The organism is Azospirillum baldaniorum (assembly GCF_003119195.2).
Taxonomy (GTDB): Bacteria; Pseudomonadota; Alphaproteobacteria; order Azospirillales; family Azospirillaceae; genus Azospirillum; species Azospirillum baldaniorum.
In genome coordinates, this window is record NZ_CP022253.1 from 1,171,647 (window position 1) to 1,196,599 (window position 24,953).

Here is a 24,953-nt window from a genome sequence, read left to right on the forward strand (position 1 = left end):
CCGGCTGCGGACCGGACGGCCCGAAAACAGGAGGCCGGCGGCGGCTTCGACCAAATTCGTTACAGCCGCCGCGGCCCGGGACTCCCTAAAGGGGTGGTCAAAGAAAGATTCAGGTGGAGGGTATCGACGTGTTGCGCTGGCCCCGGAGCGCCGTTTTGACCGTTGCGCTGGTCCTGGTGACGGCGAACTCCGCCTTTGCCCCCATGGCATTCGCCGACGACAAGCGCGTCGCGCTGGTGATCGGCAACGCGCAGTACCAGGAGGGCGGCCCGGCCGCCGGGGTGGGCGCCAACGCTGCGGTCGTCGCCGACGCGCTGCGCCGTGCCGGCTTCACCGTCACCGCTGCCGAGAACCTCGACCACCGCGGCATGGTCGCGGCGCTGAGCCGTTTCCAGGACGCGCTGGGGCAGGCCGACCTGGGTTTCCTCTATTACTCCGGTGTGGCGCTGAGCCTGTCGGCCAAGGGCTTCCTGGTTCCGGTGGATTCCAAGCCCGGCTCCGAATACGACGTGATCTTCGACACCGTCGAGCTGGACTACGCGCTGAAGGAGATCCAGCGCAGCGGGCGCAAGGCCGTCGCCGTGTTCGACCCGGTGCCCGCCCACCCGCTGGCCGACCGGCTGGCCGCGGCGATGGGCGAGGAGGGGCGGTCGGTCAAGCCGGCGCTGGCGGCCCCGGCGGCGCTCGACAACCTGTTCGTCGTCTACTCGCACCGGCCCGGCACGCCGCCCGCGACGGCGGCCGGCAAGGGAGCGGACGTTTTCTCCACCGCCCTGGCGCAGGAGATGGTCAAGCCGGGCGTGCCGCTGCGTGATGCGCTGGCCGAGGTTGCCCGCACCGTCGTCGGACGCACCCGCGGTACGCAGCACCCCTGGCTCCAGGACCGGTTGGGCGCCGATCTCGTGCTGGTGCCCGGCCCGCGCGCGCCGTCCGCCCCCGTCGTCGCCCGGACGGAGGAGGCGCCGCCCGCCGTGGAGGCGACGATCCCCGAACCGAAGCCGGCCGAATCCAAGCCAATCGAACCCAAGGCAATCGAACCTAAGCCGCTGCCGCAGAAGGCGGAGGAAAAGCCCGCCGCCCCGGTGGTCGCCGAGGTGGAGGTGGACCCGCTGAACGAGAAGCGGGTGGTGACGCGCGACACCAACCTGCGCGCCGGTCCCGACACCAAGGCGGCGGTCGTCGGCACGCTGCGCCACGACAGCGAGGTCACGGTCACCGGGCGGACCCGGCGCAACGGCGGCTGGCTGCGCGTCGAGCAGGACGGCAAGACCGGCTTCGCCTTCTCCAGCAACCTCGCCAAGCCGGAGGAGGTGCCGGTCGCCTCCGCCCAACCGACGACGCCCCAGCAACCGCCCCAGCCGGCGATGCTGACTCCCGGCGTCTACACGGTGGCGCGCGACGCCAACCTGTTCGCCCGCCCGGTGCTGGGCGCCCGCAGCCTGCGCGATCTGGAGCAGGGGCAACGGGTGACGCTGCTCCAGGCGGGGCCCGACTCCGGCTGGGTGCTGGTGCGGGATTCGTCGGGGCAGGAGGGCTACGTCACCACGGGGACATTGGCGGGCCGGTCGGGCGAGGCGGTGTCCATGGGTGGTGCGGCGCCCAACGCCTACCCGCCGCCCTCGGTGGTTCGCAACGACGTCGATCCGGTGGCCGGCGCGCTGTCCGGCACGACCGGTCCGACGCGGCTTGCCGCTCTTCCCGAGGGTGGCGGGGACAGCGCCGCGGGGCGCTCCGCCTCCGGCGCGGACCCGGTCGTCGCCGGGCTGGCCGAACCCTACCGCGACGCCGTGCAGGCGGGCCGCAACGCCGCCGCCCGTGCCGCCCGTTCGGCCACCGCCGGGCGCGGGGCGGAGGCGAAGGCGCGCGAGGCCCAGGCCGCCGCCCGCCGCGCCGCTGGTCAGGCCCGCGGCGGGGAGTCGGGCTTCGGGGTGCACCGCTTCCCCAACGGCGACGTCTACGAGGGAGCGTGGAACCGCGGTCTGGGCAATTTCTCCATCCAGGGAACGATCAGCCGCAACGGCGTCGGCGTCTACCGCTTCGCCAACGGGCAGGTCTATGAGGGAGAGTGGAAGGACGACCAGATGTCCGGCTACGGCGTCCTGGGTTTTCCGTCCGGCGACCGCTTCGAGGGGACCTTCGTGAACGCCGTGCCGAACGGCCCGGGCGTTTACCGCTTCGCCAACGGCGATTCCTACGCCGGCGAGGTCCGCCAGGGCCGCGTGGACGGCCACGGCGAGTTGGCCTTCACCAACGGCGAGCGGTTCAGCGGCGTGGTGGTGGACCGGCTTCCGGCGGGGCCGGGCGAGTTGTCGATGCGCGGCGGCACCCGCCATGTCGGGCAGTTCCGCGGCGGCATCCAAGACGGCCCGGGAGCAGCCATCGACGTCACCGGTGCGATGCAACCCGGCATCTGGCGCGGCGCGACGCTCTTGAGTCGGTAACGCCGCTTCGTCTTTCCGTTTCGGCTGATATGCTCCACATTGGAACGCATTGCGGCTCGCCCTCCCGCCGCGCCATGCGAGGACCCGGCCTGGATGGACACGCTGACCGACCCGAAGAAGACCGCTTCCGCAGCCAAGCCGGCCCCAATCAAGCCGGCCAAGCCCGCGAAGGTCACCCGCGACCCGGAGGGCACCCGCGCGCGCATCCTCGCCGCCGCGACGGAGGAGTTCGCGCGCCATGGGCTGGGCGGCGCCCGCGTGGAGCGGATCGCCGAGGTCGCCGGCACCAACAAGCGCATGCTCTACTACCATGTCGGCAACAAGGAGAGCCTGTACCTGACGGTGCTGGAGGGCGCCTACGCGCACATCCGCGCCACCGAACGCACGCTGAGCCTGGAGACGCTGGACCCGCCCGCCGCCATCGCCCGGCTGATCCACTTCACCTGGCAGTATTTCCTCGACCATCCCGAGTTCATGGCGCTGCTGAACATCGAGAACCTGCACCGGGCGGAGCTGCTGAAGACCTCCGACAAGGTGCACGCCATGCATTCTCCCTTCGTGCAGATGATCGCCGACGTGCTGGCGCGCGGCGTCGCCACCGGGATCTTCCGGACGGGGGTGGACCCGGTGCAGCTCTACATTTCCATCGCCGGGCAGTCCTACTTCTACCTGTCCAACGTCCACACCCTGTCGGTCATCTTCGGCCGCGACCTGCTCGCCGAGGAGGCCAAGGCGGAGCGGCTGGACCATATGGTGGAACTGATCCTGTCATCGCTGCGGGCGTGAGCCCGTGGAAGGTTTCATCATGAATAATCCGCATACCTGACCATCCGTCCTACCTCTTTGGCAGGGTTGACCGCTTTGCCGCGCCGGGCTTACTTTTAACCAGCCGGTTAAAAGAGCGCCTCACGTCGGCGCCGCAACGACCGGGGGAGGAGGAGCGATGGCTGTCGATGCGGCGGCTCACGGGAATGCGTCCCGTGGCGGTCCCGCTTCGGGAACGGCGGCGCGACGGGGCGGGGCGGGTGCCACGCTGCTGCGTCTGCTCAATTCCGGCTGGTTCCGGCCGGTGCTGTTCCTGGTGGTCCTGACCGTCCTGTGGGACCTGTCGGTGCGGATCTTCGCGATCCCGCCCTATCTTATACCGAAACCGGGTGATGTGGCCTTGGCGCTCGCCGCGGATTGGGACCAGCTTCTGGCGGCGTCGGTGCCGACCACGCTGGCGACCTTGGGCGGCTTCGCCCTGTCGGTGCTGTTCGGCATTCCCATCGCCATGCTGATCGCCGGGTCGAAGACGGTGGAATCCTACGTCTACCCGCTGCTGGTCTTCTCGCAGTCGATCCCGAAGGTCGCCATCGCCCCGCTGTTCGTGGTGTGGTTCGGCTTCGGGCTGCTGCCCAAGGTGATTTCCGCCTTCCTGCTGGCTTTCTTCCCCATCGTCGTGTCGGCGGTGCAGGGCTTCAAGTCGGTGGACGGCGACATGATGGACCTCGCCAAGTCCATGAAGGCGACGCGCCTTCAGACCTTCCGCATGGTCAGCCTGCCGCACGCCCTGCCGGCCATCTTCGCCGGCCTGAAGGTGTCGATCACGCTGGCCGTGGTGGGCGCCGTGGTGGGCGAGTTCGTCGGGGCGAATTCCGGCATCGGCTTCGTCCTGCAGCGCTCCATCGGCAATTTCGAACTTCCCCTGATGTTCGCGGCCCTGGTGGTGCTGGCGCTGATCGGGGTGGTGCTTTTCTGGGTCATCGACGTGATCGAGCGGCTCGCCATCCCCTGGCACGCGAGCCAACGCCACAACTACATCCCGACGTCGTAACGCCGACAACAAAACCAACAGCGACGCCGGACACCCTTCGGGAGGAGACGAGATGAAACGGACGCTCTTCGCGGCGCTCTGCGCCCTCACGGCCACGACGCTTCCGGCCCAGGCCGCGGACAAGGTCGTGCTGATGCTGAACTGGTACGTGTATGGCGAGCACGCCCCCTTCTACTACGGCAAGGACAAGGGCCTGTACGAGGCCGAGGGCATCGACCTGGAGATCCAGGAGGGCCGCGGGTCGGCGGTGACGACCCAGGCGGTGGCCGCGAAGACCGTCGATTTCGGGTACGTCGACGTGCCGACCATGATGAAGGCGGCGGTGAAGGGCGCCCCGGTCACCTCGCCGGGCGTGCTGCTCCAGACCAGCCCGATGTCGGCCATGGGCTTCACCGACAAGAACATCCGCAAGCCCGAGGACATCAAGGGCAAGACCGTCGCCATGACGCCGGGCGACAGCATGTCCCAGATCTGGCCGCTGTTCCTGAAGAAGACCGGCCTGAAGGACAGTGATTTCCGCGTCGTGTCGGGCGACGCCCAGACCAAGCTGAACGCCGTCATCAACGGGCAGGCGGACCTGCTTCTGGGCTACGTCATGGACCAGAGCATGAAGATCAAGGACGCCACCGGCAAGTCGGTGACGCCGATCCGCTTCGCCGACTACGGCGTCAACATGGTCTCCTCCGGCATCATCGCCCACACCGACACGCTGAAGGACAAGCCGGACCTCGTGAAGCGCTTCATGGCCGCGACGACCAAGGCGGTCGAGGGGGCGGAGAAGAACCCGAAGGAGGCGGTGGCCGCCATCCTCAAGGCCAACCCCAAGGGCGGCCAGGAAGCCACCCTGCTGGAGGGCTTCGAGCTGACCACGCCGCTCTACCGCACGGCGGAGACCAAGGGGCAGCGGCCCTTCCGCGTCACCGACGCCAACATGGCCGAGACCGTGGACCTGCTGGTCGAGTACGGCGGTCTGGACGCCGCGGCGAAGAAGAACCCGAAGGCCTTCTACACCCGCGATTTCCTCCCAGATCCCGCCGCGGCGGGCCAGTGAGGCCGGACGGACAGGAGAGCAGGGACATGGCTCAGCCCCAGTTGAAAGTCGTCGGATCGGCCGAAACGGCCCGCCTGTCGCAGAAGACCCTGATCCAGATCGACGGCGTGACCAAGACCTACCGCACCCGCGACGGGGAGGTGCCGTCCCTGCGCCCGATCACCTTCGACGTGCGGGACGGCGAGTTCCTGGTGGTGGTCGGCCCGTCCGGCTGCGGCAAGTCCACGCTGCTGAAGCTGGTCGCCGGCCTGCTGCCGGTCAGCGAGGGCGCCATCACCATCGAAGGCACCACGGTGACCGAGCCGCACGACGATGTGGGCATCGTGTTCCAGAGCCCGGTGCTGCTCGCCTGGCGGACGGTGCTGCGCAACATCATGATGCCGGTGGAGGTCCGCGGCCTGCCGCGCGACAAGTATCTGGAGCGCGCCCGCGCCCTGATCCGCATGACCGGGCTGGAGGGGTTCGAGAACAAGTACCCCTGGCAGCTCTCCGGCGGCATGCAGCAGCGCGCCTCGCTGTGCCGGGCGCTGGTCCACGACCCGAAGATCCTGCTGATGGACGAGCCGTTCGGCGCGCTCGACGCCATGACGCGGGAGAAGATGAACGTCGAGCTGCAACGCATCCAGCACGAGACGGGCAAGACGGTTCTGCTGATCACCCACTCGATCCCCGAGGCGGTGTTCCTGGCCGACCGGGTGATGGTGATGTCGGAGCGTCCCGGCGCCATCGCCGCGACCTACGAGGTGCCGCTGCCCCGCCCGCGTTCGCTGGATGTCATGGGGCACCCGGTCTTCATCGAGCTGACCCAGCGCATCCGGGCGCATTTCAACGCCCAAGGGCATCTGGACTGAGGGGGGTGAGGAGATGGATGAGTCTTGCCCCCTCCCCTTCCCTCCCCCGCTGCGCAGGGGAGGGGAATCACCTCCCTCCCCTGCGTCAGCGGGGGAGGGAAGGGGCCCGCGAAGCGGGAAGGGTGGGGGCACCGCACTTGGGCCAGCCCCCCTCCTCACCATCCGCGCCATCGACCTCTATGAACGCCCCGTCCGCTTCGTGAAGCCCTTCCGCTTCGGCAGCGTGACGGTGGAGGCGGCTCCCCAGGCCTTCGTCCGCGTCCTGGTCCATGTGGACGGCGTCGGCGAGGCGTGGGGCGGCACCGCCGAGATGATGATGCCGAAGTGGTTCGACAAACGCCCGGACCGCAGCCCGGACGAGACGGTGGACGGCCTGCGCCGCTCCCTGCGCCTCGCCCGCGACGCCTACGGGACGGATCGCACGGACACCGCCTTCGGCCACCATGCGGCGGCCTACGAGACTCAGCGGGCGGCCTGCCGCGCCGCCGGGTTGCCCGACCTGACGGCCGCCTACGGACCGGCGCTGATCGACAAGGCGGTGCTGGACGGGCTGCTGCGGGTCCTGAACACGGATTTCTTCACCGGCATGCGGGCGAACTGCGCCGGGATCGACGCGCGGCTGACGCCGGACTTGGCGGGATTCGACCTGGACGGTTTTCTCGCCGGGCTGGAGCCGCGGATGTCCGTGGCGCTCCGCCACACGGTCGGGCTGCTCGACGAGCCGGAGGCCCTGCGCGCCCTGCTGGCGCAGGAGCGGCTGGGGCGCTTCAAGATCAAGCTGGGCGGCGATCCGTCCGCCGATCTCGCGCGCTTGGCCGAGATCGCCGGCGTGCTGGACGCGGCGGCGGGCGACTATCGCGCCACGCTGGACGGCAACGAGCAATACGCGGACGCCGCGGCCCTTAACGCCTTCGTGGCGGGGCTGGAGCGCGACCCGGCGCTGGCCGGGTTCCGCGGGCGCCTGCTCTACATCGAGCAACCGGTGGCGCGGGAGCGCGCGCTGGAGGCGCCGCTGGGCGCCGTGGCGGAACGCATCCCCTTCATCATCGACGAGTCCGACGACGGCTACGACGCCTTCCCGCGCGCCCGCGCCGCCGGCTACCGCGGTGTGTCGTCCAAATCCTGCAAGGGTCTCTACAAGGCCGTCCTGAACCGGGCGCGCTGCGAGGCCTGGGGCGCGCCGCACTTCATCGCCGCGGAGGACCTGACCTGTCAGGCCGGGCTGGCGGTGCAGCAGGACACGGCCCTGGTCGCGCTGCTCGGCATCGCCGACGCGGAGCGCAACGGCCACCAGTACGGAAACGGCTTCGACGGAGCGCCGGAAGCCGACGCCTTCCTCGGCGCGCATCCCGGCTTCTATACCCGGCGGGACGGCATCGTCCGCCTCGCCACGGCGGGCGGCAGCCTGCCGACCGAAACCCTGGCCGTCCCCGGCTTCGCCAGCGCGGCGCAGCCCCGGTGGGACCGCCTGTCCCCTCTACAGAACGAATAATCCCCTAGGGAGTCCCCGACATGAGCACGAAGCGCCTTGGTATCATCATGCATGGCGTGACCGGCCGCATGGGCATGAACCAGCACCTGATCCGGTCGATCCTCGCCATCCGGGCGCAAGGCGGCGTCACGCTGTCCGACGGGTCCCGCGTCATGCCGGACCCCATCCTGGTCGGGCGCAACGCCGAGAAGATCCGCGAGCTGGCCCAGCGCCACGGCGTGGAGCGCTGGACCGACAATCTGGACACGGCCCTGGCGAACCCCGACGACACGATCTTCTTCGACGCCGGCACCACCCAGATGCGGCCGACGCTGCTGGAGGCGGCGATCCGCGCCGGCAAGCACGTCTATTGCGAGAAGCCCATCGCCACCAACCTGGAGGAGGCGCTGCGCGTCGTCCGGCTGGCCGAGGAGGCCGGGGTGAAGAACGGCACCGTGCAGGACAAGCTGTTCCTGCCCGGCCTGCAGAAGCTGAAGATGCTGCGCGACAGCGGCTTCTTCGGGAAGATCCTCTCGGTGCGCGGCGAGTTCGGCTATTGGGTGTTCGAGGGCGACTGGCAGCCGGCGCAGCGTCCCTCCTGGAACTACCGGGAGGAGGACGGCGGCGGCATCATCCTCGACATGGTCTGCCACTGGCGCTACGTGCTCGACAACCTGTTCGGGCAGGTGAAGAGCGTCTCCTGCCTCGGCGCCATCCACATCCCGGAGCGCTGGGACGAGCAGGGCAAGCGCTATCAGGCCACCGCCGACGACGCGGCCTACGCCACCTTCGAGCTGGAGGGCGGAGTCATCGCCCACATCAACTCCTCCTGGGCGACGCGCGTCTACCGCGACGATCTGGTGACCTTCCAGGTGGACGGCACCCACGGCTCGGCCGTCGCGGGTTTGAGCGACTGCGTGATCCAGCCGCGCCAGGGCACGCCGCGCCCGGTGTGGAACCCGGACCAGAAGCAGACCATGGACTTCTACGCGACGTGGCAGCCGGTGCCCGACAACCAGCCGACCGACAACGGCTTCAAGACGCAGTGGGAATCCTTCATCCGCCACGTCGTCGAGGATGCCCCCTTCGACCACGGCCTGATCGAGGGCGCCAAGGGCGTGCAACTCGTCGAGGCCGCGCTGAAGAGCTGGAAGGAGCGCCGCTGGGTCGACGTTCCCTCGCTGACCGCCTGACCGGAGTTCGCACTCATGGCATTGACCATCAAGCTGCCGCGCGCCGACCGGTCGTTGGAGACTTACGAGGTGGCCCCGGCGCGGGGCTTCCCCGCCCGCACCGACCGACCGCTGAACCGCGTGGCCTACGCCGCCGCGCACATGGTGGCCGACCCGCTGGCCGACAACGACCCCTGGCTGACCCCGGCCATCGACTGGGACCGCACCATTGCCTTCCGCGAGCATTTGTGGGACCTCGGCTTCGGCGTTGCCGAGGCGATGGACACCGCGCAGCGCGGCATGGGGCTGGACTGGAACGCCTCGCTGGAGCTGATCCGGCGCTCCCTGACCGCGGCGAAGGCGCGCGGCAACGCGCTGATCGCCTGCGGGGCGGGCACCGACCATCTGGCGCCGGAGGACGCGCGGTCTCTCGACGACGTGATCCGCGCCTATGAGACTCAGGTCGCCGCGGTCGAGGACCTCGGCGGGCGGGTGATCCTGATGGCGTCACGCGCGCTCGCCCGAGTGGCCAAGGGGCCGGACGATTACGTCCGCGTCTACAGCCGCATCCTGTCCCAGGTGCGCAGCCCGGTGATCATCCACTGGCTGGGCGACATGTTCGACCCGGCGCTGGCCGGCTATTGGGGAACCAACGACTTCCCGGTGGCTCTCGACACGGCGGTCGGCATCATCAACGACTTCGCGGCCAAGGTCGACGGGGTGAAGATCTCTCTGCTCGACAAGGACAAGGAGATCGTCATGCGCCGCCGTCTGGCCCCCGGCGTGCGCATGTACACCGGCGACGACTTCAACTACGCGGAACTGATCGCCGGCGACGCGGAGGGCCATTCCGACGCTCTGCTGGGCATCTTCGACGCCATCGCCCCGGCGGCGGCGGCGGCCTTGGCCGAGCTGGCGGCGGGCGAGGAGGGGCGCTTCCACGAAATTCTGGAGCCGACCGTCCCGCTGTCCCGCCACATCTTCAAGGCGCCGACCCGCTTCTACAAGACCGGGGTGGTCTTCATGGCCTACATGAACGGCCACCAGGACCATTTCACGATGATCGGCGGGCAGGAGGGCACGCGCTCCACCCTGCATCTGGCCGAGATTTTCCGGCTGGCCGACAAGGCCGGGCTGCTGCGCGACCCGGAAGAGGCGGTGTGGCGCATGGCCGACGTCCTGGCCGTCCGCGGCATCGAGGCGGTGTGAGGGGATAAGCCCCTCTCCCCTCTGGGGAGAGGGCGGCGCCGAAGGCGCCGGGTGAGGGGGTTCTCGGGGACCACGTACGCTCAGGCATCGCGGGACCCCCTCACCCCAGCCCTCTCCCCAGAGGGGAGAGGGGGCGAGAACGAAAAGGACCACGATCATGCGCGACTTCTCCGGCGATCATCGCTGGCTGTCCATCAACACGGCCACGGTGCGCAAGCAGGGCGACCTGCTGCAGATCTTCGACGCCTGCGCCCGCCACGGCATCCGCGCCGTCTCCCCCTGGCGGGATCAGGTGGCCGCGGTGGGGCTGGACCGCGCCGCGCGGGCCGTGAAGGAACTGGGGCTGGAACTGTCCGGCTACTGCCGCGGCGGCATGTTCCCCGCCGATCCCGACCGCCGAGCCGAGGTGCGCGACGACAACCGCCGCGCGGTGGACGAGGCGGTGGCGCTGGGCGCCCCTTGCCTTGTGCTGGTGGTCGGCGGGCTGCCGCAATTCTCCCGCCCCGGCTCCCCCCCGTCCAAGGACATCGCGCTGGCCCGCGCCCAGGTGGAGGACGGCATCGCCGAACTGCTGGAGCACGCCCGCGGCGCCGGGATGCCGCTCGCCATCGAGCCGCTGCACCCGATGTACGCCGCCGACCGCGCCTGCGTGAACACGATGCGCCACGCGCTCGACCTCTGCGACCGGCTGGACCCGCAGGGAACCGGCGCGCTGGGCGTGGCGTTGGACGTCTATCATGTCTGGTGGGACCCGGAACTGGAGGCGCAGATCCGCCGGGCGGGCCGGAATCGCCTGTGTGCCTTCCATGTGTGCGATTGGCTGGTGCCGACCGCCGACCTGCTGGAGGATCGCGGCATGATGGGCGATGGAATGATTGATGTACCGATGATTCGTGGCTGGGTGGAAGCCGTTGGTTTCCAAGGCTATTCCGAGGTCGAGATATTCTCGCGCCGCTGGTGGGCACGACCTTTGGATGAGGTGCTGTCGGTCTGTGTTGAACGGCATCGGTCTTCGGTGTGAGGTGACGCCTAAAAAGCAGTCATTCTGGCGGAAATGAGCAAAATTTGAGCATAAAACAACGGCATGCATAATTCGTAAGCGAATGCTGGGCTGTGAATCGCTGCGGATTCCCTGAACCGCCGTCCTGAGAACCCGTTGTGGCATCACATTTGCGAAGGACACCTCCGGGCGCCTGAGGCGGGCGCCAGACCAAAGAACGGGGGGTATTCACAATGTTGAAGACGGGGTTCCAGTCGGGCTTCAAGACCGGTCGCACCCTTGCGGCGGCCGCGGGTCTTGCCGTCACGTTCGCCGCGGGCTTCGCCGCCCCGGCGTCGGCCCAGGACACCATCAAGGTCGGCATCCTCCATTCCCTGTCGGGCACCATGGCGATCAGCGAGACCACGCTGAAGGACGTCATGCTGATGCTCATCGAAGAGCAGAACAAGAAGGGCGGCGTTCTCGGCAAGAAGCTGGAGCCGGTCGTCGTCGATCCCGCCTCCAACTGGCCCCTGTTCGCCGAGAAGGCGCGCGAGCTGGTCAGCAAGGACAAGGTGGCCGCGGTGTTCGGCTGCTGGACCTCGGTCAGCCGCAAGTCCGTCCTGCCGGTGTTCGAGGAGCTGAACAGCATCCTGTTCTACCCGGTGCAGTATGAGGGCGAGGAGTCCTCGCGCAACGTCTTCTACACCGGCGCCGCCCCGAACCAGCAGGCGATCCCCGCCGTCGACTATCTGGCGGCGACGGAAGGCGTGCAGCGCTGGGTGCTGGCCGGCACCGACTACGTCTACCCGCGCACGACCAACAAGATCCTGGAAACCTACCTGAAGTCCAAGGGCGTGAAGTCCGAGGACATCATGATCAACTACACCCCGTTCGGCCATGCCGACTGGCAGAACATCGTCGCCGACATCAAGAAGTTCGGTTCCGCCGGCAAGAAGACCGCGGTGGTCTCGACCATCAACGGCGACGCCAACGTCCCCTTCTACAAGGAGCTGGGCAACCAGGGCGTCAAGGCGCAGGACATCCCTGTGGTCGCCTTCTCCGTGGGTGAGGAGGAGCTGGCCGGCATCGACACCAAGCCGCTGGTCGGCCATCTCGCCGCCTGGAACTACTTTATGTCGGTGGACACGCCGGAGAACAGCGACTTCATCAAGAAGTGGCAGGCCTTCACCAAGAACGACAAGCGCGTCACCAACGACCCGATGGAAGCCCACTACATCGGCTTCAACATGTGGGTGAAGGCGGTCGAGAAGGCCGGCACCACCGACAGCAACGCGGTGATCGACAGCCTCGTCGGCGTCGCCGTGCCGAACCTGACCGGCGGCTATTCGGCCATGCTGCCGAACCACCACATCACCAAGCCGGTGCTGATCGGCGAGGTGCAGGAGAACGGCCAGTTCGAGACCGTCTCCAAGACGCCGGGCCTCGTGGCCGGCGACGAGTGGTCGGACTTCCTGCCGGACAGCAAGGATCTGATCTCCGATTGGCGCGCCCCGATGTCCTGCGGCAACTTCAACGTGAAGACCGGCAAGTGCGGCGGCAAGGGGTCGTGAGGACCGTCTGAAGTCTGAGTAAACGTACGACTGCGTGATGCCCCCTCCCTAACCCTCCCCCGCTTCGCAGGGGAGGGGATCATTCTCCCTCCTCTGCAAAGCGGGGGAGGGCCGGGGTGGGGGCAACGCCCTTCTCGAAAAATTGCCTTCCGACACATCACAGGAACCGCGATGCACCGCGCATTCTGCTGGCTGCTGGCCGCGTTTCTGGCGCTGGCCGCACCGTCCGCCTTCGCCGCCGATCTGGCACCGCTGGTCCGCGGTTTGGGCGCCGGCAGCTACACAGAGACCGAAAAGGCCATCGCCGGGCTGGCCGAGACGGGCGATCCCGCCGTCGTGCCGGTGATCGAGGCCCTCCAGGCCGGCGACCTGCACGTCCGCAAATCGGACGGTGCCGTGGTCGTCGCCAAGCGCGCCGGCAGCGGCTACGCCCTGACCGACCCGCTGACCGGCGCCGCATTGGGCGAGGCGGACCGCAACGCGGTCGAGAAAATCCGCATCAACAACGCTCTGCGCCGCACGATCAGCGCGACGCTCGGCGCGCTCACCCTGATGAGCCCCGACGCCAACACGCGCCGGCAGGCCGCCGAGGCGGTGTTCAAGAGCCGCGACGCCAACGCGCTGGACGCGCTCAACACGGCGCTGGCCAAGGAAACCGACGAACGCGTCCGTCGCGCGATGACCCAGGCGCGGGCCTCCGTCCTGCTGGCCGGGGACGCGCCCGATGCCGACAAGATCGCCGCCGTCGCGGTGCTTCAGGAGCGCGGCGACCAGGACGCGCGGGCCCTGCTGAACGGCGCTGCCAACACGGGAAGCGACGCGGCGAAGGACGCCGCGACGAAGGCCATCGCGTCCGTCGAGCAGCGGCTCGCCCTGTGGGGTGCCGCGCAGAACCTGTGGTACGGCCTGTCGCTCGGCTCGGTGCTGTTGCTGGCGGCGATCGGGCTGGCGGTCACCTTCGGCGTCATGGGCGTCATCAACATGGCGCATGGCGAGATGGTGATGATCGGCGCCTACGCCACCTTCCTGGTGCAGGAGGCCTTCCGCCAGTGGGCGCCGGGTCTGTTCGATTTCTCGATCCTGGTGGCGCTGCCCGTCGCCTTCCTGGTCTCCGGCGCGGTCGGCGTCGCCATCGAGCGCAGCGTGATCCGCTGGCTCTACGGGCGCCCGCTGGAAACGCTGCTGGCGACCTGGGGCCTGTCGCTGGCGCTCCAGCAGGCGGTGCGCTCCATCTTCGGGCCGACGAACCGCGAGGTCGGCGCGCCCTCCTGGATGTCCGGTGCCTTCGAGCTGGGCGGGCTGACCATCACCTACGGGCGGCTGTGGATCGTCGTCTTTGCCTTCCTCGTCTTCGGCGCGCTGCTGGTGGCGCTGCGCAAGACGTGGTTCGGGCTGAGCATCCGCGCCGTCACCCAGAACCGCAGCATGGCCAACGCCATGGGCATCCGCACCGCGCGGGTGGACGCGCTGACCTTCGGGCTCGGCTCCGGCATCGCCGGGCTGGCCGGGGTGGCGCTGAGCCAGATCGACAACGTCAGCCCCAACCTGGGCCAGGGCTACATCATCGACAGCTTCATGGTCGTGGTGTTCGGCGGGGTGGGCAACCTGTGGGGCACGCTGGTCGGCGCGCTGGCGCTCGGCGGCGTCAACAAGTTCCTGGAGCCCTACGCGGGCGCGGTGCTGGGCAAGATCCTGGTGCTGATCTTCATCATCCTGTTCATCCAACGGCGTCCGCGCGGCCTGTTCGCGCTGAAGGGCCGGGCGGTGGAGGCCTGATCCGATGCTGACCCGTTTCTTCCTGATGGGCCTCGACAAGAAGGCCGGCGTGCTGCTGACCGTCCTGGCGGTGCTGGCCGTGGCGGTGCCGGTCATGGCGCTGGGCACCGCCCCGGACTCGCCCTGGCACCTCTCCACCCACACGGTGGCGCTGCTCGGCAAGTATCTGTGCTTCGCCCTGCTGGCGCTGTCGCTTGACCTCGTCTGGGGCTTCGTCGGCATCCTGTCGCTGGGGCACGCCGCCTTCTTCACGCTCGGCGGCTACGCCATGGGCATGTACCTGATGCGACAGATCGGCTCGCGCGGCATGTACGGCAACGCCGACCTGCCGGACTTCATGGTCTTCCTGAACTGGACGGAGCTGCCCTGGTACTGGCACGGCTTCGACCAGTTCTGGTTCGCCGCGATCATGGTGATGCTGGTGCCGGGCCTGCTCGCCTTCGCCTTCGGCTGGTTCGCCTTCCGCTCGCGCGTCACCGGCGTCTATCTGTCGATCATCACCCAGGCGCTGACCTTCGCGCTGATGCTGGCCTTCTTCCGCAACGACATGGGCTTCGGCGGCAACAACGGCCTGACCGACTTCAAGGAGATCCTGGGCTTCGACATCCAGTCCGCCTCGACCCGCGTCGGGCTGTTCGTGGCGACGGTGGTGGCGTTGGCGGCCGGCTACATCCTGGCCTCGGCCGTGGTGGCGTCCAAGCTGGGCAAGGTGCTGATCGCCGTGCGCGACGCCGAAAGCCGGGTGCGCTTCCTGGGCTACGAGACCGACCGCTACAAGCTGTTCGCCTGGACGCTGTCGGCCTGCATGGCCGGCGTGGCGGGCGCGCTCTACGTGCCGCAGGTGGGCATCATCAACCCATCGGAATTCTCCCCCGCCAGCAGCATCGAGGCGGTGATCTGGGTCGCCGTCGGCGGGCGCGGCACGCTGGCCGGGCCGGTGCTGGGCGCGGTGCTGGTGAATTTCGGCAAGAGCTACTTCACGGCGGCGTTGCCGGAGCTGTGGCTGTTCGCGCTGGGCGGCCTGTTCGTCCTGGTCACCCTGTTCCTGCCCAGGGGCATCCTCGGTCTGGCGGCGCAGCTCCGCGACCGGCTGCCGGCGCGCGCCACGGTCACCGCCAAGCCGGTGGACCAGAAGGGAGTCTGAGAGAGATGAGCACCGAGGACACCCTGCTGTATCTGGACGGCGTGTCGGTCAGCTTCGACGGGTTCCGGGCGCTGAACAGCCTGTCGCTGGTCATCGAACCGGGGGAGATGCGGGCGATCATCGGGCCGAACGGCGCCGGCAAGACGACGATGATGGACGTCATCACCGGCAAGACCCGTCCCGACACCGGCACCATCCTGTTCGAGGGCCGCACCGACCTGACCAGCCTGCGCGAGCCGGCCATCGCCAACCTGGGCATCGGCCGCAAGTTCCAGCGCCCCACCGTGTTCGAGATGCACACGGTCTGGGACAATCTGGAACTGTCGCTGAAGGCGCCGCGCCGCCCGCTGAAGACGCTGACCTATTCGGCCACGAAGGAGGACCGGGCGCGGATCGAGGAGATCCTCGACATCACCCGCCTGTCGCCCCGGCGCGACCGCCCGGCCGGCAGCCTGTCGCATGGCGAGAAGCAGTGGCTGGAGATCGGCATGCTGCTGGCCCAGGACCCGAAGCTGCTGCTGGTCGACGAGCCGGTGGCCGGCATGACCGACGCCGAGACGGAGCAGACCGCCCACCTGCTGAAGGACATCGCCGGCAAGCATTCGGTGATCGTCGTGGAGCACGACATGGTCTTCGTCCGCGAACTGGGCGTGAAGGTCACGGTGCTGCACGAGGGCTCGGTGCTGGCCGAGGGCTCGCTCGACACGGTGAGCGCCAACAAGCAGGTCATCGACGTCTATCTGGGCCGGTGACCGCGAACGACAATCCCTCTCCCGTCCCGGGAGAGGGGGCCCGCGCAGCGGGCGGGTGAGGGTATCGCCAAGGATTGATGCACTGTTCCTGGCGGCACCCTCACCCTCCCATGCTTGCGCATGGATCCCTCCCTCTCCCGGGGCGGGAGAGGGGTTTTGGATCAGAGGAAGTTTCATGCTCGACGTACGGTCTGTCGATCTCCATTACGGCGCGGCGCAGGCGCTGCGCGGCGTGTCGCTGACGGCGGAGGTGGGAAAGGTCACCTGCCTGCTGGGGCGCAACGGCGTCGGCAAGTCCTCGCTGCTGCGCGCCATCGTCGGGCTGAAGCCGGTGACCGGCGGCACCATCGCCTGGGACGGCGGCGACATCACCAAGCTTGCCCCGTCGGAACGGGCGCGGCGCGGCATCGCCTATGTGCCGCAGGGGCGCGAGATCTTCCCGTTGCTGACGGTGCGGGAGAACCTGCTGACCGGCTACGCGCCGCTGAAGCGCGCCGACCGCTCGATCCCCGACGAGGTGTTCGAACTGTTCCCGGTGCTGAAGTCCATGCTGGACCGGCGCGGCGGCGACCTGTCGGGCGGGCAGCAGCAGCAGCTCGCCATCGGGCGGGCGCTGGTGACGCGGCCCCGGCTGCTGGTGCTGGACGAGCCGACCGAGGGCATCCAGCCCTCCATCATCAAGGACATCGGGCGGGCCATCGCCTACCTGCGCGACAAGGGCACGATGGCGATCCTGCTGGTGGAGCAGTATTTCGAGTTCGCCCGCGATCTGGCCGACGATTGGGCGGTGATGGAGCGCGGCGAGGTCATGCTGGCGGGAAGCCGCGACGGGCTGGAGGAGAGCGAGGTCCGGCGGTATCTCACCGTCTGACCCGCCTGCGTCCGGGGGTATCCTCGCGAAGGCGGAGCCGGGTCCCGCCATCCTGTGCTTCCCGTGGCGGGAACCGGGAACGCCGCCGTCGCGAGGATGGCACCCCTGCGCTTTGTGGAGCTTGGCGCGGAACCGCGATGCGCTACCATCGGTGCCAGTCATTCACACCGAAGGCAGTTCCGAATGTCGAGCGTCCTGTCAGCCGACCCCGTTCTCCAGCAGGTTGACCGCAGTTTCGAAGACTCCCTTGGCCGCCTCTGCGACCTGCTGCGCATCCCCAGCGTCAGCACCGACCCCGCCTACAAGGGCGACGTGCGCCGCGCCGCGGATTGGCTGGTGCGCGAGCTGAGCGGGCTGGGCTTCGACGCCTCCGTGCGCGAGACGGCCGGCCATCCCGCGGTCGTCGCCCACCATCCGGGGCCGGGCGGTTCCGATGTGCCTCACATCCTCTATTATGGCCATTACGACGTGCAGCCGGCGGAGCCGCTGGAGCTGTGGAACAGCCCGCCCTTCGAACCGGCCATCGTCGAGGCCGAGCATGGCCGCCGCATCGTCGCCCGCGGCGCGGTGGACGACAAGGGTCAGGTGATGACCTTCATCGAGGCGTTCCGTGCCTGGCACGCCGTGCACGGCACCCTGCCCATCCGCGTGACCGTCCTGCTGGAGGGCGAGGAGGAGACCGGCAGCCCGAACCTGCTGCCCTTCCTGAAGGCCAACGCGGAGGAACTGAAGGCCGACGTCTGCGTCATCACCGACACCAACGCCTGGAACATCGACACCCCGGCCATCACCACGCGGCTGCGCGGCCTGCTCTACGTCGAGGCGACGCTGCATGGGCCGAGCCACGACCTGCATTCCGGCATGTTCGGCGGTGCGGTGCTGAACCCGATCAACGCGCTGACCCGCATCCTCGGCCAGATCCACGACGAGGATGGCCGCGTCCGCTTCCCCGGCTTCTACGACGACGTGGCCGAGCCGACGGGCGAGGAAAAAGCGATGTGGCGCGACCTCGGCTTCGACGAGAGCGCCTTCCTGGCCGGCGTGGGGCTGAAGACCCCGGCGGGCGAGGCCGGGCGCAGCGCGCTGGAGCGGCTGTGGTCGCGCCCGACCTGCGACATCAACGGCATCTGGGGCGGTTACACCGGGGAGGGCTCCAAGACGGTCATCGCTTCCAAGGCGTCGGCCAAGCTGTCCTGCCGCCTCGTGCCGGCGCAGGACCCGGAGAAGATCCTGGCCGGCATCCGGAGCTTCCTGGAGGAGCGCACACCGGCCGACGGGCGGTGGGAGATCAAGGTGTTCGGCCGCTCGCCGGGCGTCCAGGTGCCGACCGACAGCCCCTATCTGCGCGCCGCCATGGCGGGGCTGGGCGACGTCTTCGCCAACAAGCCGGCGCTGGTCGGCAGCGGCGGTTCGATCCCGGTCGGCGGCTACATCCGGCAGGCGCTGGGCTTCGATTCGATCTTCGTCGGCTTCGGGCTGGAGGATGACCGCATCCATTCGCCCAACGAGAAGTTCGAGGTGAAGTGCCTGCACAACGGAATCCGCTCGCACGCGGCCATGCTGGCGCGCTTCGCCGCTCTCTGATCCGTCCCGGTCCGCAATTTTTCGTGGTTCAGCCCGCGGTTGCGCATCACGCGCCCGCGGGCTTTTTTGCGCCTTGGGCATCCGCTGGAGTTCTGTAATCTCCTCCGGCGAAACAAATGTTTCTCAAGTGGGAAACTTTGCAAAAGCACCAAAATAATAAATGAAAATAAAAAAGACCGCAGCTTTCATGGCGCTTTAATAGCTGATTTACTTATTTCATGAGATAACAGTCGTACTGGACGCAATCCAGATTGACATCGGCTTGCACTGGCAAGTTCCTGAAGGCTGTATTCTCCGGATAAAACATCATCAATCACCTGTTGTCGAAATCAAGCGTGTAGCCTGTGTGCTTACGCGTTGGGAAGATCTTGCGTGACTTGAAGGCCTGTTGGGGTCGCGTGTGCCATCACTGGTAGTGCTTTTCGCTTCTTAGAAAAAACAATCAAAACAAGCTTGCTGCACAAGGTGTCGCGCTGATCGTCCTGTGAATCCGTGGAGGGAGTATCGGATGTCTGTTCTCTCGAATATAACGATAAAAACGAAGATCGCCTCTTCGTTTTCCATACTTGTCATGTTCATCATCGGTTTGGGTCTTTTCAGCATCGACCGTATTTCGACGGTGAATGACGCGGGAAAGGACATCCGCGACAACTGGCTGCCGAGTGTTGGCCAGATTTCCCGGCTCACCGATTATTTCGAGTTTTACCGGATTCTGGAATCCGCCCACATTCTGGTTTCCGATCCTGCTCAGAAGGCCGAGGAGGAGAAGAGCTTGCGGTCGGCTCTGGAGAATTTTCAGGACGCCGCCCGCAACTATAAAGGCATGCTGACTCCCGGTTTCGAGATGGAGACGTTCCAGAAGCTCATGGAACACTGGGAGCGTTATCAAAATCTGAGCAACCAGAAGCTTCTCCCTTTGTCACGCGCCAATCGCGACAGTGAAGCGACCGAGCTTTATCGCGGGGATTCGAGGGTCGAGTTCCGCAAGGCCCAGACACTCATGCGTGAACTGTCCGAATTCAACATCCGCAATGGCCGCATCGCCGCCGACCATGGCGAGGCGATCTACGCGTCGAGCAGGATGCTGCTCATCATCGCCATCGCCATCGTGACCCTTCTCGGCGCCGTGATGGGATTGGTGATCATCGCCGGCGTCTCCAAGCCGATCCAGCAGCTTACCGGGGTGATGAACCGGCTGGCGGGGCGCGAGCTGACGGTCGCCGTGGACGGTGCGCAGCGCAAGGACGAGCTGGGCGCCATGGCCCGCGCGGTGCAAGTCTTCAAGGACGGCCTGATCGAGGCGGACCGGCTGGCCGCCGCCCAGACAGCGGAACAGGCGTCCAAGCAGCGCCGGGCGGAAGCCGTGGAACGGCTGGTGAGCCGCTTCGGGGATTCCTCTGCGGCCTCCCTGCGCACGGTGGCGGCCGCCGCGTCCGAACTGGACGCCACCGCCCACAGCATGACCTCCATGGCCGAACGGACCAACATCCAGGCAACCGCCGTCCAGGCGGCGGCGGAGCAGACCAGCGCCAACGTCCAGACCGTCGCCTCGGCCACGGAGGAGATGGCCAGTTCCATCCGCGAGATCGCGACCCAGGTGTCGCGCTCCTCGCAGATTGCCGGGCAGGCGGTGGAGCAGGCGACCCGCACCAACGAGACGGTGCGCGGTCTGGTCGAGGCCGCGCAGAAGATCGGCGAGGTGGTCAGCCTCATCACCAACATCGCCAGCCAGACCAACCTGCTGGCCCTGAACGCGACCATCGAGGCGGCGCGGGCGGGCGAGGCCGGCAAGGGCTTCGCCGTCGTCGCCGGCGAGGTGAAGCATCTCGCCTCCCAGACCGCCAAGGCGACCGATGAGATCGCCGCCCAGATCGCCGCCATCCAGGGCGCGACCGACGGCGCGGTGCGCGACATCTCGGCCATCGGCGGCATCATCGGCCAGATCAACGAGATCTCCACAACCATCGCCGCCGCCATTGAGGAGCAGGGCGCCGCGACCAACGAGATCTCCCGCAACGTCCAGGAGGCCGCGACGGGCACCCACCAAGTCTCCGGCAGCATCACCGAGGTCACGCTGGCCGCAGGCGAGACGGGTGCGGCGGCCGGTCAGGTGATGAGCGCGTCGGGCGAACTGGCCCGCCAGTCGGAAACGCTGCGCAAGGAGATTGAGAGCTTCCTGGCGGAGATCAGAGCCGCCTGAACGGCAACGGCTCGGAAATGGGTTCAGCAGGATCGACATGCGAAAACGGCGGGCGTCCCTGGGGGCGCCCGCCGTTTTTTGCTTGGCTTGCCGGTCAGTGCGGCTTCAGCGCCTCGACCACCTGCATGTGGCCCTGCAGCGCGCCGAGGGTGAGGGCGGAGTTGCCGGCGGTGTCCATGCGGAACGGGTTGGCGCCGCGCTCCACCAGCATCCGGGCCACGCGGTCGTGGCCGTTGTTGGCGGCGTACATCAGGGCCGACCAGCCGTGGCTGGCCACCCGGTCCACCGACACGCCGCGGTCGACCAGGATCTTCACCACCCCTTCATGGCCGCGGGCCGCGGCGGCCATCAGCGCGGTCTTGCCGTCGTCGTTGGTGGCGTCGAGTTCGGCCCCGGCGGCGGCCAGCGCGTGGATCACCGCCTCGTGCCCGCCCCAGGCGGCGTACATCACCGCGGTGGCGCCGTCGGCGGTGCGCAACTCCGTCTTGGCCCGGCGGTCGATGAGCATCCGCACCGCGTCGGTCAGCCCCTGTTCGGAGGCCAGCATCAGCAGGGTCTTGCCGTTGTCCACCCGCTTGTTCGGATCAGCGCCGCCGTCGAGCGCGCGCTTCAGCTCGTCGGTGCGGCGCATCAGAGCGATGGCGCCGTCACGGCTGTCCAGGCCGGGCCGCACCTCGGCGGTGGCCGGAGGCGCCGGAGGGGTGCCGGGCGCCGCCGAAGCCGTGGGCGTGGCGGGAAGCACGCGCCCTTCGCCGGCCGCCTTGATGCGGTCGCGCAGGTCGCCGGTGTTGGGGGCGACGATCAGGGCGCGCTCGTAGAAGCGCCGCGCCTCGTCCCAGTTGCCGTCACGCTCGGCCAGCGAGGCCCAGCGGCGGTAGGTCTCCTCCATGGTCGTCAGGAGTTCCTGGATCTCCGGCGTCGCCGGGGCGATCTCGCGCAGGCGCGACACCGTCTCGTAGGCGTTGTTGTTCGGCGGCGTGGTCAGCAGCTTGGCGGCGATCTGCCGGCGGGCCTGATCGACCAGGGTGCGGACGCGCGGGTTCAGGCCGTTGTCGCTGGCCGAGAAAGGCGTGGACGCCGTGGGCGCCGCGGGCTGCGGCATCGCCGGGGCGGCCATCTGGGGCGCCGGCTCATCGACCAGCGGCGGCAGGGTGGCGGAACCGGTCGGGCCTTCGCTCTGCTCCGTGCGGTATTCGGTCGCCCGCGGCTTGGGCGGTTGGGTGTGCTCCGCGGCCAGCGGATCGGCCGCCGGCGGCTTCGGGGCCTGGGCCGCCGGAGCGGCGGGCGTCTGCTCGGGCCTCGCCGCGACGACCGGGGTCGGAGCTGGCGTCGGCGTGGGCGTCGTGGCCGGAGGGGCGGCCACAGTGCGTGCGGCGGGCGGCGGAGCGTCCGTCCTGGTCGGGGCTGTCGGCGATGGACCGGCGACCGGCACACCCGCCTCGGCGGGAAGCGAGGCAAGATAGGGGTTCTGCGGCCGGGCGAGCGCCAGCGTGTCGGGACCGCGGCTGCCCAGGCTGGGCTCATCCGCGAAAGGATTGTGCACCCGCTCCGTCACGAAGGTGCGGAGGTCCTGCCAGCCCTGGCGGGCGTAATCGAGCGCCCGTTCGGGCGTGGCGTCGGGAACGGCCAGGGTCACGCCGGCTCCGGCGGCGCCCAGCAGGATCAGTGTGGTGATCGCCGCTCCGGCCAGCGCCGCGCGGCGGCGCGGGCGCTTGACCGGAAGATCGGCGGCCGGGCCGCCGGTCTCCGGGATCGTCCAGCCGTCCGGCGCGTCCCAATCGTTGGCCGGCCAGTCGTTGGCGTCGCGCTCCGCTGCCCGGCGCGGCGGCGGCGGCGCGGCGCGCGGTGGGGCGGCAGCCGGCCCGGTGGAGAGCCCGGCGGAGGGGATGGCGGCGGTGGGCGCGACGGACGGGCCGGCGCCGGGCGTCATGCGGTAGATCACGCCCAGTTCGCGCACCGCCTCGGCCAGTCCGGGGCGGGCCAGGGTCCGCTCCATCTCCGGCGTGCCGCAGAGAAGAACCTGGAGGAAACGCCCGCTCGGCGTTTCGGAGCGGGTGAGGTCGATCAGGTCGGCCAGGACCGGCGCGGCCAGGACGCCGGCGTTCTCCACCGCCAGCAGGCCCGTGCCGGCGAGGTCGAGCCGCTCCTCCAGCTCCTCGATCAGCGTGTCGAAATCGCGGTCGTCGTTGTCGGAGGGCAGGGCGGCGTCACCGGCGGCGGACACCAGATCCTCCACCTGCGCTCCGGCGCTGGCGGCGACCGGAAGCACCAGCGCCCCGTCGGAGCCGACCTGCTCGACGAGTTGGTGGAAGACCGCGGCCCGTCCGGACCCGGCCTCGCCGACCAGCACCAGCAGCCGCTTGCGCGCCAGCAGGGCCAGCAGAAGGCCGTCGAAGACCTCCGTCTGGTCGGGGCGCAGGCCGGCGGCCTGGGGTTGGGGCTTCGCCTTCGCCGCAGAGCGATTCGAGGATGGCGTGGCTTTCGGAGCGGAACGGTCCATGGGGGCGCGCGCAATCCAATTGATGGAAGTGACACTCCTGACTCTAGTGGTCCGCCGTCGTCCTGCGACGGTGCAAAGGGACGGGACCGCCACCTCTTATGGAGGAGGCGCGCGTCGGGATGGCTGATTCGGGCGGAGCGCTGCGCTATAGGGGGGACTGCTTTTTCCACCCCCCTTCACTGTCCACCCGCGCTGGGAGTCCCTCATGGGCATGGGTCCGATGCGAATCGGCGTCGATCTGGGCGGCACCAAGATCGCCGCCACCCTTCTGGCTCCCGACGGGACGGAGCGGGCGCGGCACCGCGCCGACACGCCGCGCGGCTATGCGGAGACGCTGCAGGCGCTGGCCGGCGCCGTGGCGGCCCTTGAGGAGCGGGCGGGGCGCCGGGACGCCACGGTCGGCCTGTGCCTGCCGGGAATCGTCGACGCCGCCGCGGGCACCGTGCGCGCGGTCAACCTGCCCTGGCTGGACGGGCGACCCTTCGCCGCCGATCTGGCGCGGGCGCTGGACCGTCCGGTGCGCATCGCCAACGACGCCAACGCCTTCGTCCTGTCGGAGGCGATGGACGGCGCCGCGGCCGGGGCGCCCCTGGTCTTCGGGATCATCCTGGGCACCGGGGTCGGCGGCGGGATCGTCGCGGACCGTCGCATCCTGCCCGGCGCCAACGCGCTCGCCGGAGAGTGGGGGCACAACCCGCTGCCCTGGCGGGTGACGGAGGACGGCCCGCCCGTGCCCTGCGGCTGCGGGCGGGAGGGCTGCATCGAAACGCTGCTGTGCGGCGCCGGTCTGGCCCGCCTGCATCTCTGGCGGACGGGGGAGACGCTGACCCCGCCGGAGATCGCCGCCCGCGCCCAGTCCGGCGACGCGCCGGCGCGGGCGACGCTGGACCGCCATGCCGACGCGCTGGCCCGCGCGCTGGCCGCCGTCGTCAATCTGCTGGACCCCGACGTGGTGGTGGTCGGCGGCGGCCTGTCGGAGCTGCCTGGGCTGTACGAGGCCGTGCCGGCCCGGTGGGGACGCTGGGCGCTGAGCCCGGCCCCCCGCACCCGTTTCCTCCGGGCGCGCCATGGCGCCGAAAGCGGTATGCGCGGCGCGGCGTGGCTTTGGCCCAAGGAGTGATCCCTTCAGCCGATGTTTCGAAATTGGCGCGGCTTTTGCTCTATACCCTCCGACACGGAAGGGAGAGGGCCCATGTTCGGCTTCATCACGGGATTTCAGAAGGGGCGGCGCGGGTCTTCGCTGCAAACTGCAAATCAAAATGCCTATCGCAATATGCACAAGGCGCCTTCGTCGCATCCTGCAAACGGCGTAATGGTCAAACGTCAGTTGGAGGAAGCCTGTGTCCTTCTGCAGGACGCCGCCGACGACCTGGAATCGGTCCTGTCGGGAATGCCTATGCCGGCCGGCCGGGCCGACCTGAACGAGGCGATCGGAACGATCATGGAGACGTTGAGGCTGGTTGCCTCCGCCCATGCGCGGCTGGAACACCCGCAGATCCATGGCGGCGCGCTGGCCGATTGAAGGCGCCGTCCGACGGCCGAATTGATGGCTCGGAAACGCG

Annotated in this window: 19 protein-coding genes; 18 read left to right on the forward strand and 1 reads right to left on the reverse strand. The window is 68.8% G+C overall.

What is annotated here, in order from left to right; all coding sequences use genetic code 11:
- Positions 1–155 precede the first annotated feature (155 nt).
- The 16 genes from Sp245p_RS05435 (at position 156) to Sp245p_RS05510 (ending at position 20,891) form a co-directional block, all read left to right on the forward strand.
- Positions 156–2,441 (forward strand): SH3 domain-containing protein, encoded by a 2,286-nt coding sequence (locus Sp245p_RS05435; RefSeq protein WP_109138401.1) that lies wholly within the window; start codon positions 156–158, stop codon positions 2,439–2,441.
- Between the two features lie 93 nt (positions 2,442–2,534).
- On the forward strand, positions 2,535–3,227 hold the full coding sequence (locus Sp245p_RS05440) for a TetR/AcrR family transcriptional regulator (RefSeq protein ID WP_014241103.1): 693 nt from the start codon (positions 2,535–2,537) through the stop codon (positions 3,225–3,227).
- A gap of 157 nt (positions 3,228–3,384) precedes the next feature.
- Positions 3,385–4,257 carry an ABC transporter permease gene (locus Sp245p_RS05445; protein ID WP_014241102.1) on the forward strand — a complete coding sequence of 291 codons (873 nt, stop codon included), beginning with the start codon at positions 3,385–3,387 and terminating at the stop codon, positions 4,255–4,257.
- 52 nt (positions 4,258–4,309) lie between these two features.
- Positions 4,310–5,308, forward strand: coding sequence for an ABC transporter substrate-binding protein (locus tag Sp245p_RS05450; protein ID WP_014241101.1), 999 nt, complete (start codon positions 4,310–4,312; stop codon positions 5,306–5,308).
- A gap of 26 nt (positions 5,309–5,334) precedes the next feature.
- On the forward strand, positions 5,335–6,159 hold the full coding sequence (locus tag Sp245p_RS05455; RefSeq protein ID WP_014241100.1) for an ABC transporter ATP-binding protein: 825 nt from the start codon (positions 5,335–5,337) through the stop codon (positions 6,157–6,159).
- A 199-nt stretch (positions 6,160–6,358) separates the two neighbouring features.
- Positions 6,359–7,651 carry an enolase-like domain-containing protein gene (locus Sp245p_RS05460; protein WP_014241099.1) on the forward strand — a complete coding sequence of 431 codons (1,293 nt, stop codon included), beginning with the start codon at positions 6,359–6,361 and terminating at the stop codon, positions 7,649–7,651.
- Positions 7,652–7,671: 20 nt separating this feature from the next.
- Positions 7,672–8,823: a Gfo/Idh/MocA family protein gene (locus Sp245p_RS05465; RefSeq protein ID WP_014241098.1), complete on the forward strand. Its 1,152-nt coding sequence runs from the start codon at positions 7,672–7,674 to the stop codon at positions 8,821–8,823.
- Between the two features lie 15 nt (positions 8,824–8,838).
- A complete protein-coding gene (locus tag Sp245p_RS05470) occupies positions 8,839–10,011 on the forward strand; it encodes a dihydrodipicolinate synthase family protein (protein WP_014241097.1) in 1,173 nt (390 codons plus the stop codon).
- Positions 10,012–10,168: 157 nt separating this feature from the next.
- On the forward strand, positions 10,169–11,032 hold the full coding sequence (locus Sp245p_RS05475) for a sugar phosphate isomerase/epimerase family protein (RefSeq protein ID WP_014241096.1): 864 nt from the start codon (positions 10,169–10,171) through the stop codon (positions 11,030–11,032).
- A 212-nt stretch (positions 11,033–11,244) separates the two neighbouring features.
- Positions 11,245–12,564, forward strand: a complete 1,320-nt coding sequence (urtA, locus tag Sp245p_RS05480) for an urea ABC transporter substrate-binding protein (protein ID WP_014241095.1) — start codon at positions 11,245–11,247, stop codon at positions 12,562–12,564.
- 171 nt (positions 12,565–12,735) lie between these two features.
- The gene (urtB, locus tag Sp245p_RS05485) at positions 12,736–14,340 is read left to right on the forward strand and encodes an urea ABC transporter permease subunit UrtB (RefSeq protein ID WP_014241094.1); all 1,605 of its coding nucleotides are present in this window, start codon (positions 12,736–12,738) and stop codon (positions 14,338–14,340) included.
- Between the two features lie 4 nt (positions 14,341–14,344).
- Positions 14,345–15,484, forward strand: coding sequence for an urea ABC transporter permease subunit UrtC (gene urtC, locus Sp245p_RS05490; RefSeq protein WP_014241093.1), 1,140 nt, complete (start codon positions 14,345–14,347; stop codon positions 15,482–15,484).
- Between the two features lie 5 nt (positions 15,485–15,489).
- Positions 15,490–16,236 (forward strand): urea ABC transporter ATP-binding protein UrtD, encoded by a 747-nt coding sequence (gene urtD / locus Sp245p_RS05495; RefSeq protein WP_014241092.1) that lies wholly within the window; start codon positions 15,490–15,492, stop codon positions 16,234–16,236.
- 175 nt (positions 16,237–16,411) lie between these two features.
- Positions 16,412–17,107: an urea ABC transporter ATP-binding subunit UrtE gene (gene urtE / locus Sp245p_RS05500; protein WP_014241091.1), complete on the forward strand. Its 696-nt coding sequence runs from the start codon at positions 16,412–16,414 to the stop codon at positions 17,105–17,107.
- A 183-nt stretch (positions 17,108–17,290) separates the two neighbouring features.
- Positions 17,291–18,691, forward strand: coding sequence for a dipeptidase (locus Sp245p_RS05505; RefSeq protein WP_014241090.1), 1,401 nt, complete (start codon positions 17,291–17,293; stop codon positions 18,689–18,691).
- 508 nt (positions 18,692–19,199) lie between these two features.
- On the forward strand, positions 19,200–20,891 hold the full coding sequence (locus tag Sp245p_RS05510; RefSeq protein WP_041811170.1) for a methyl-accepting chemotaxis protein: 1,692 nt from the start codon (positions 19,200–19,202) through the stop codon (positions 20,889–20,891).
- Between the two features lie 94 nt (positions 20,892–20,985).
- Here Sp245p_RS05510 and Sp245p_RS05515 read toward each other — a convergent pair whose 3' ends face one another.
- Positions 20,986–23,391 (reverse strand): ankyrin repeat domain-containing protein, encoded by a 2,406-nt coding sequence (locus Sp245p_RS05515; RefSeq protein ID WP_014241088.1) that lies wholly within the window; start codon positions 23,389–23,391, stop codon positions 20,986–20,988.
- A gap of 205 nt (positions 23,392–23,596) precedes the next feature.
- Here Sp245p_RS05515 and Sp245p_RS05520 point away from each other — a divergent pair, with 205 nt between their 5' ends.
- Both Sp245p_RS05520 and Sp245p_RS05525 read left to right on the forward strand, forming a co-directional pair.
- Positions 23,597–24,511, forward strand: coding sequence for an ROK family protein (locus Sp245p_RS05520; protein ID WP_014241087.1), 915 nt, complete (start codon positions 23,597–23,599; stop codon positions 24,509–24,511).
- Between the two features lie 72 nt (positions 24,512–24,583).
- Positions 24,584–24,913: a hypothetical protein gene (locus tag Sp245p_RS05525; RefSeq protein ID WP_129557155.1), complete on the forward strand. Its 330-nt coding sequence runs from the start codon at positions 24,584–24,586 to the stop codon at positions 24,911–24,913.
- Positions 24,914–24,953: the final 40 nt, after the last annotated feature.

Coding starts and splice junctions, on each gene's coding strand:
- Sp245p_RS05440 (WP_014241103.1), top strand. CDS start 2,535: ATGGACACGCTGACCGACCCGAAGAAGACCGCTTCCGCAGCCAAGCCG.
- Sp245p_RS05445 (WP_014241102.1), top strand. CDS start 3,385: ATGGCTGTCGATGCGGCGGCTCACGGGAATGCGTCCCGTGGCGGTCCC.
- Sp245p_RS05450 (WP_014241101.1), top strand. CDS start 4,310: ATGAAACGGACGCTCTTCGCGGCGCTCTGCGCCCTCACGGCCACGACG.
- Sp245p_RS05455 (WP_014241100.1), top strand. CDS start 5,335: ATGGCTCAGCCCCAGTTGAAAGTCGTCGGATCGGCCGAAACGGCCCGC.
- Sp245p_RS05465 (WP_014241098.1), top strand. CDS start 7,672: ATGAGCACGAAGCGCCTTGGTATCATCATGCATGGCGTGACCGGCCGC.
- Sp245p_RS05470 (WP_014241097.1), top strand. CDS start 8,839: ATGGCATTGACCATCAAGCTGCCGCGCGCCGACCGGTCGTTGGAGACT.
- Sp245p_RS05475 (WP_014241096.1), top strand. CDS start 10,169: ATGCGCGACTTCTCCGGCGATCATCGCTGGCTGTCCATCAACACGGCC.
- urtA (WP_014241095.1), top strand. CDS start 11,245: ATGTTGAAGACGGGGTTCCAGTCGGGCTTCAAGACCGGTCGCACCCTT.
- urtB (WP_014241094.1), top strand. CDS start 12,736: ATGCACCGCGCATTCTGCTGGCTGCTGGCCGCGTTTCTGGCGCTGGCC.
- urtC (WP_014241093.1), top strand. CDS start 14,345: ATGCTGACCCGTTTCTTCCTGATGGGCCTCGACAAGAAGGCCGGCGTG.
- urtD (WP_014241092.1), top strand. CDS start 15,490: ATGAGCACCGAGGACACCCTGCTGTATCTGGACGGCGTGTCGGTCAGC.
- urtE (WP_014241091.1), top strand. CDS start 16,412: ATGCTCGACGTACGGTCTGTCGATCTCCATTACGGCGCGGCGCAGGCG.
- Sp245p_RS05505 (WP_014241090.1), top strand. CDS start 17,291: ATGTCGAGCGTCCTGTCAGCCGACCCCGTTCTCCAGCAGGTTGACCGC.
- Sp245p_RS05510 (WP_041811170.1), top strand. CDS start 19,200: ATGTCTGTTCTCTCGAATATAACGATAAAAACGAAGATCGCCTCTTCG.
- Sp245p_RS05515 (WP_014241088.1), bottom strand. CDS start 23,391: ATGGACCGTTCCGCTCCGAAAGCCACGCCATCCTCGAATCGCTCTGCG.
- Sp245p_RS05520 (WP_014241087.1), top strand. CDS start 23,597: ATGGGCATGGGTCCGATGCGAATCGGCGTCGATCTGGGCGGCACCAAG.
- Sp245p_RS05525 (WP_129557155.1), top strand. CDS start 24,584: ATGTTCGGCTTCATCACGGGATTTCAGAAGGGGCGGCGCGGGTCTTCG.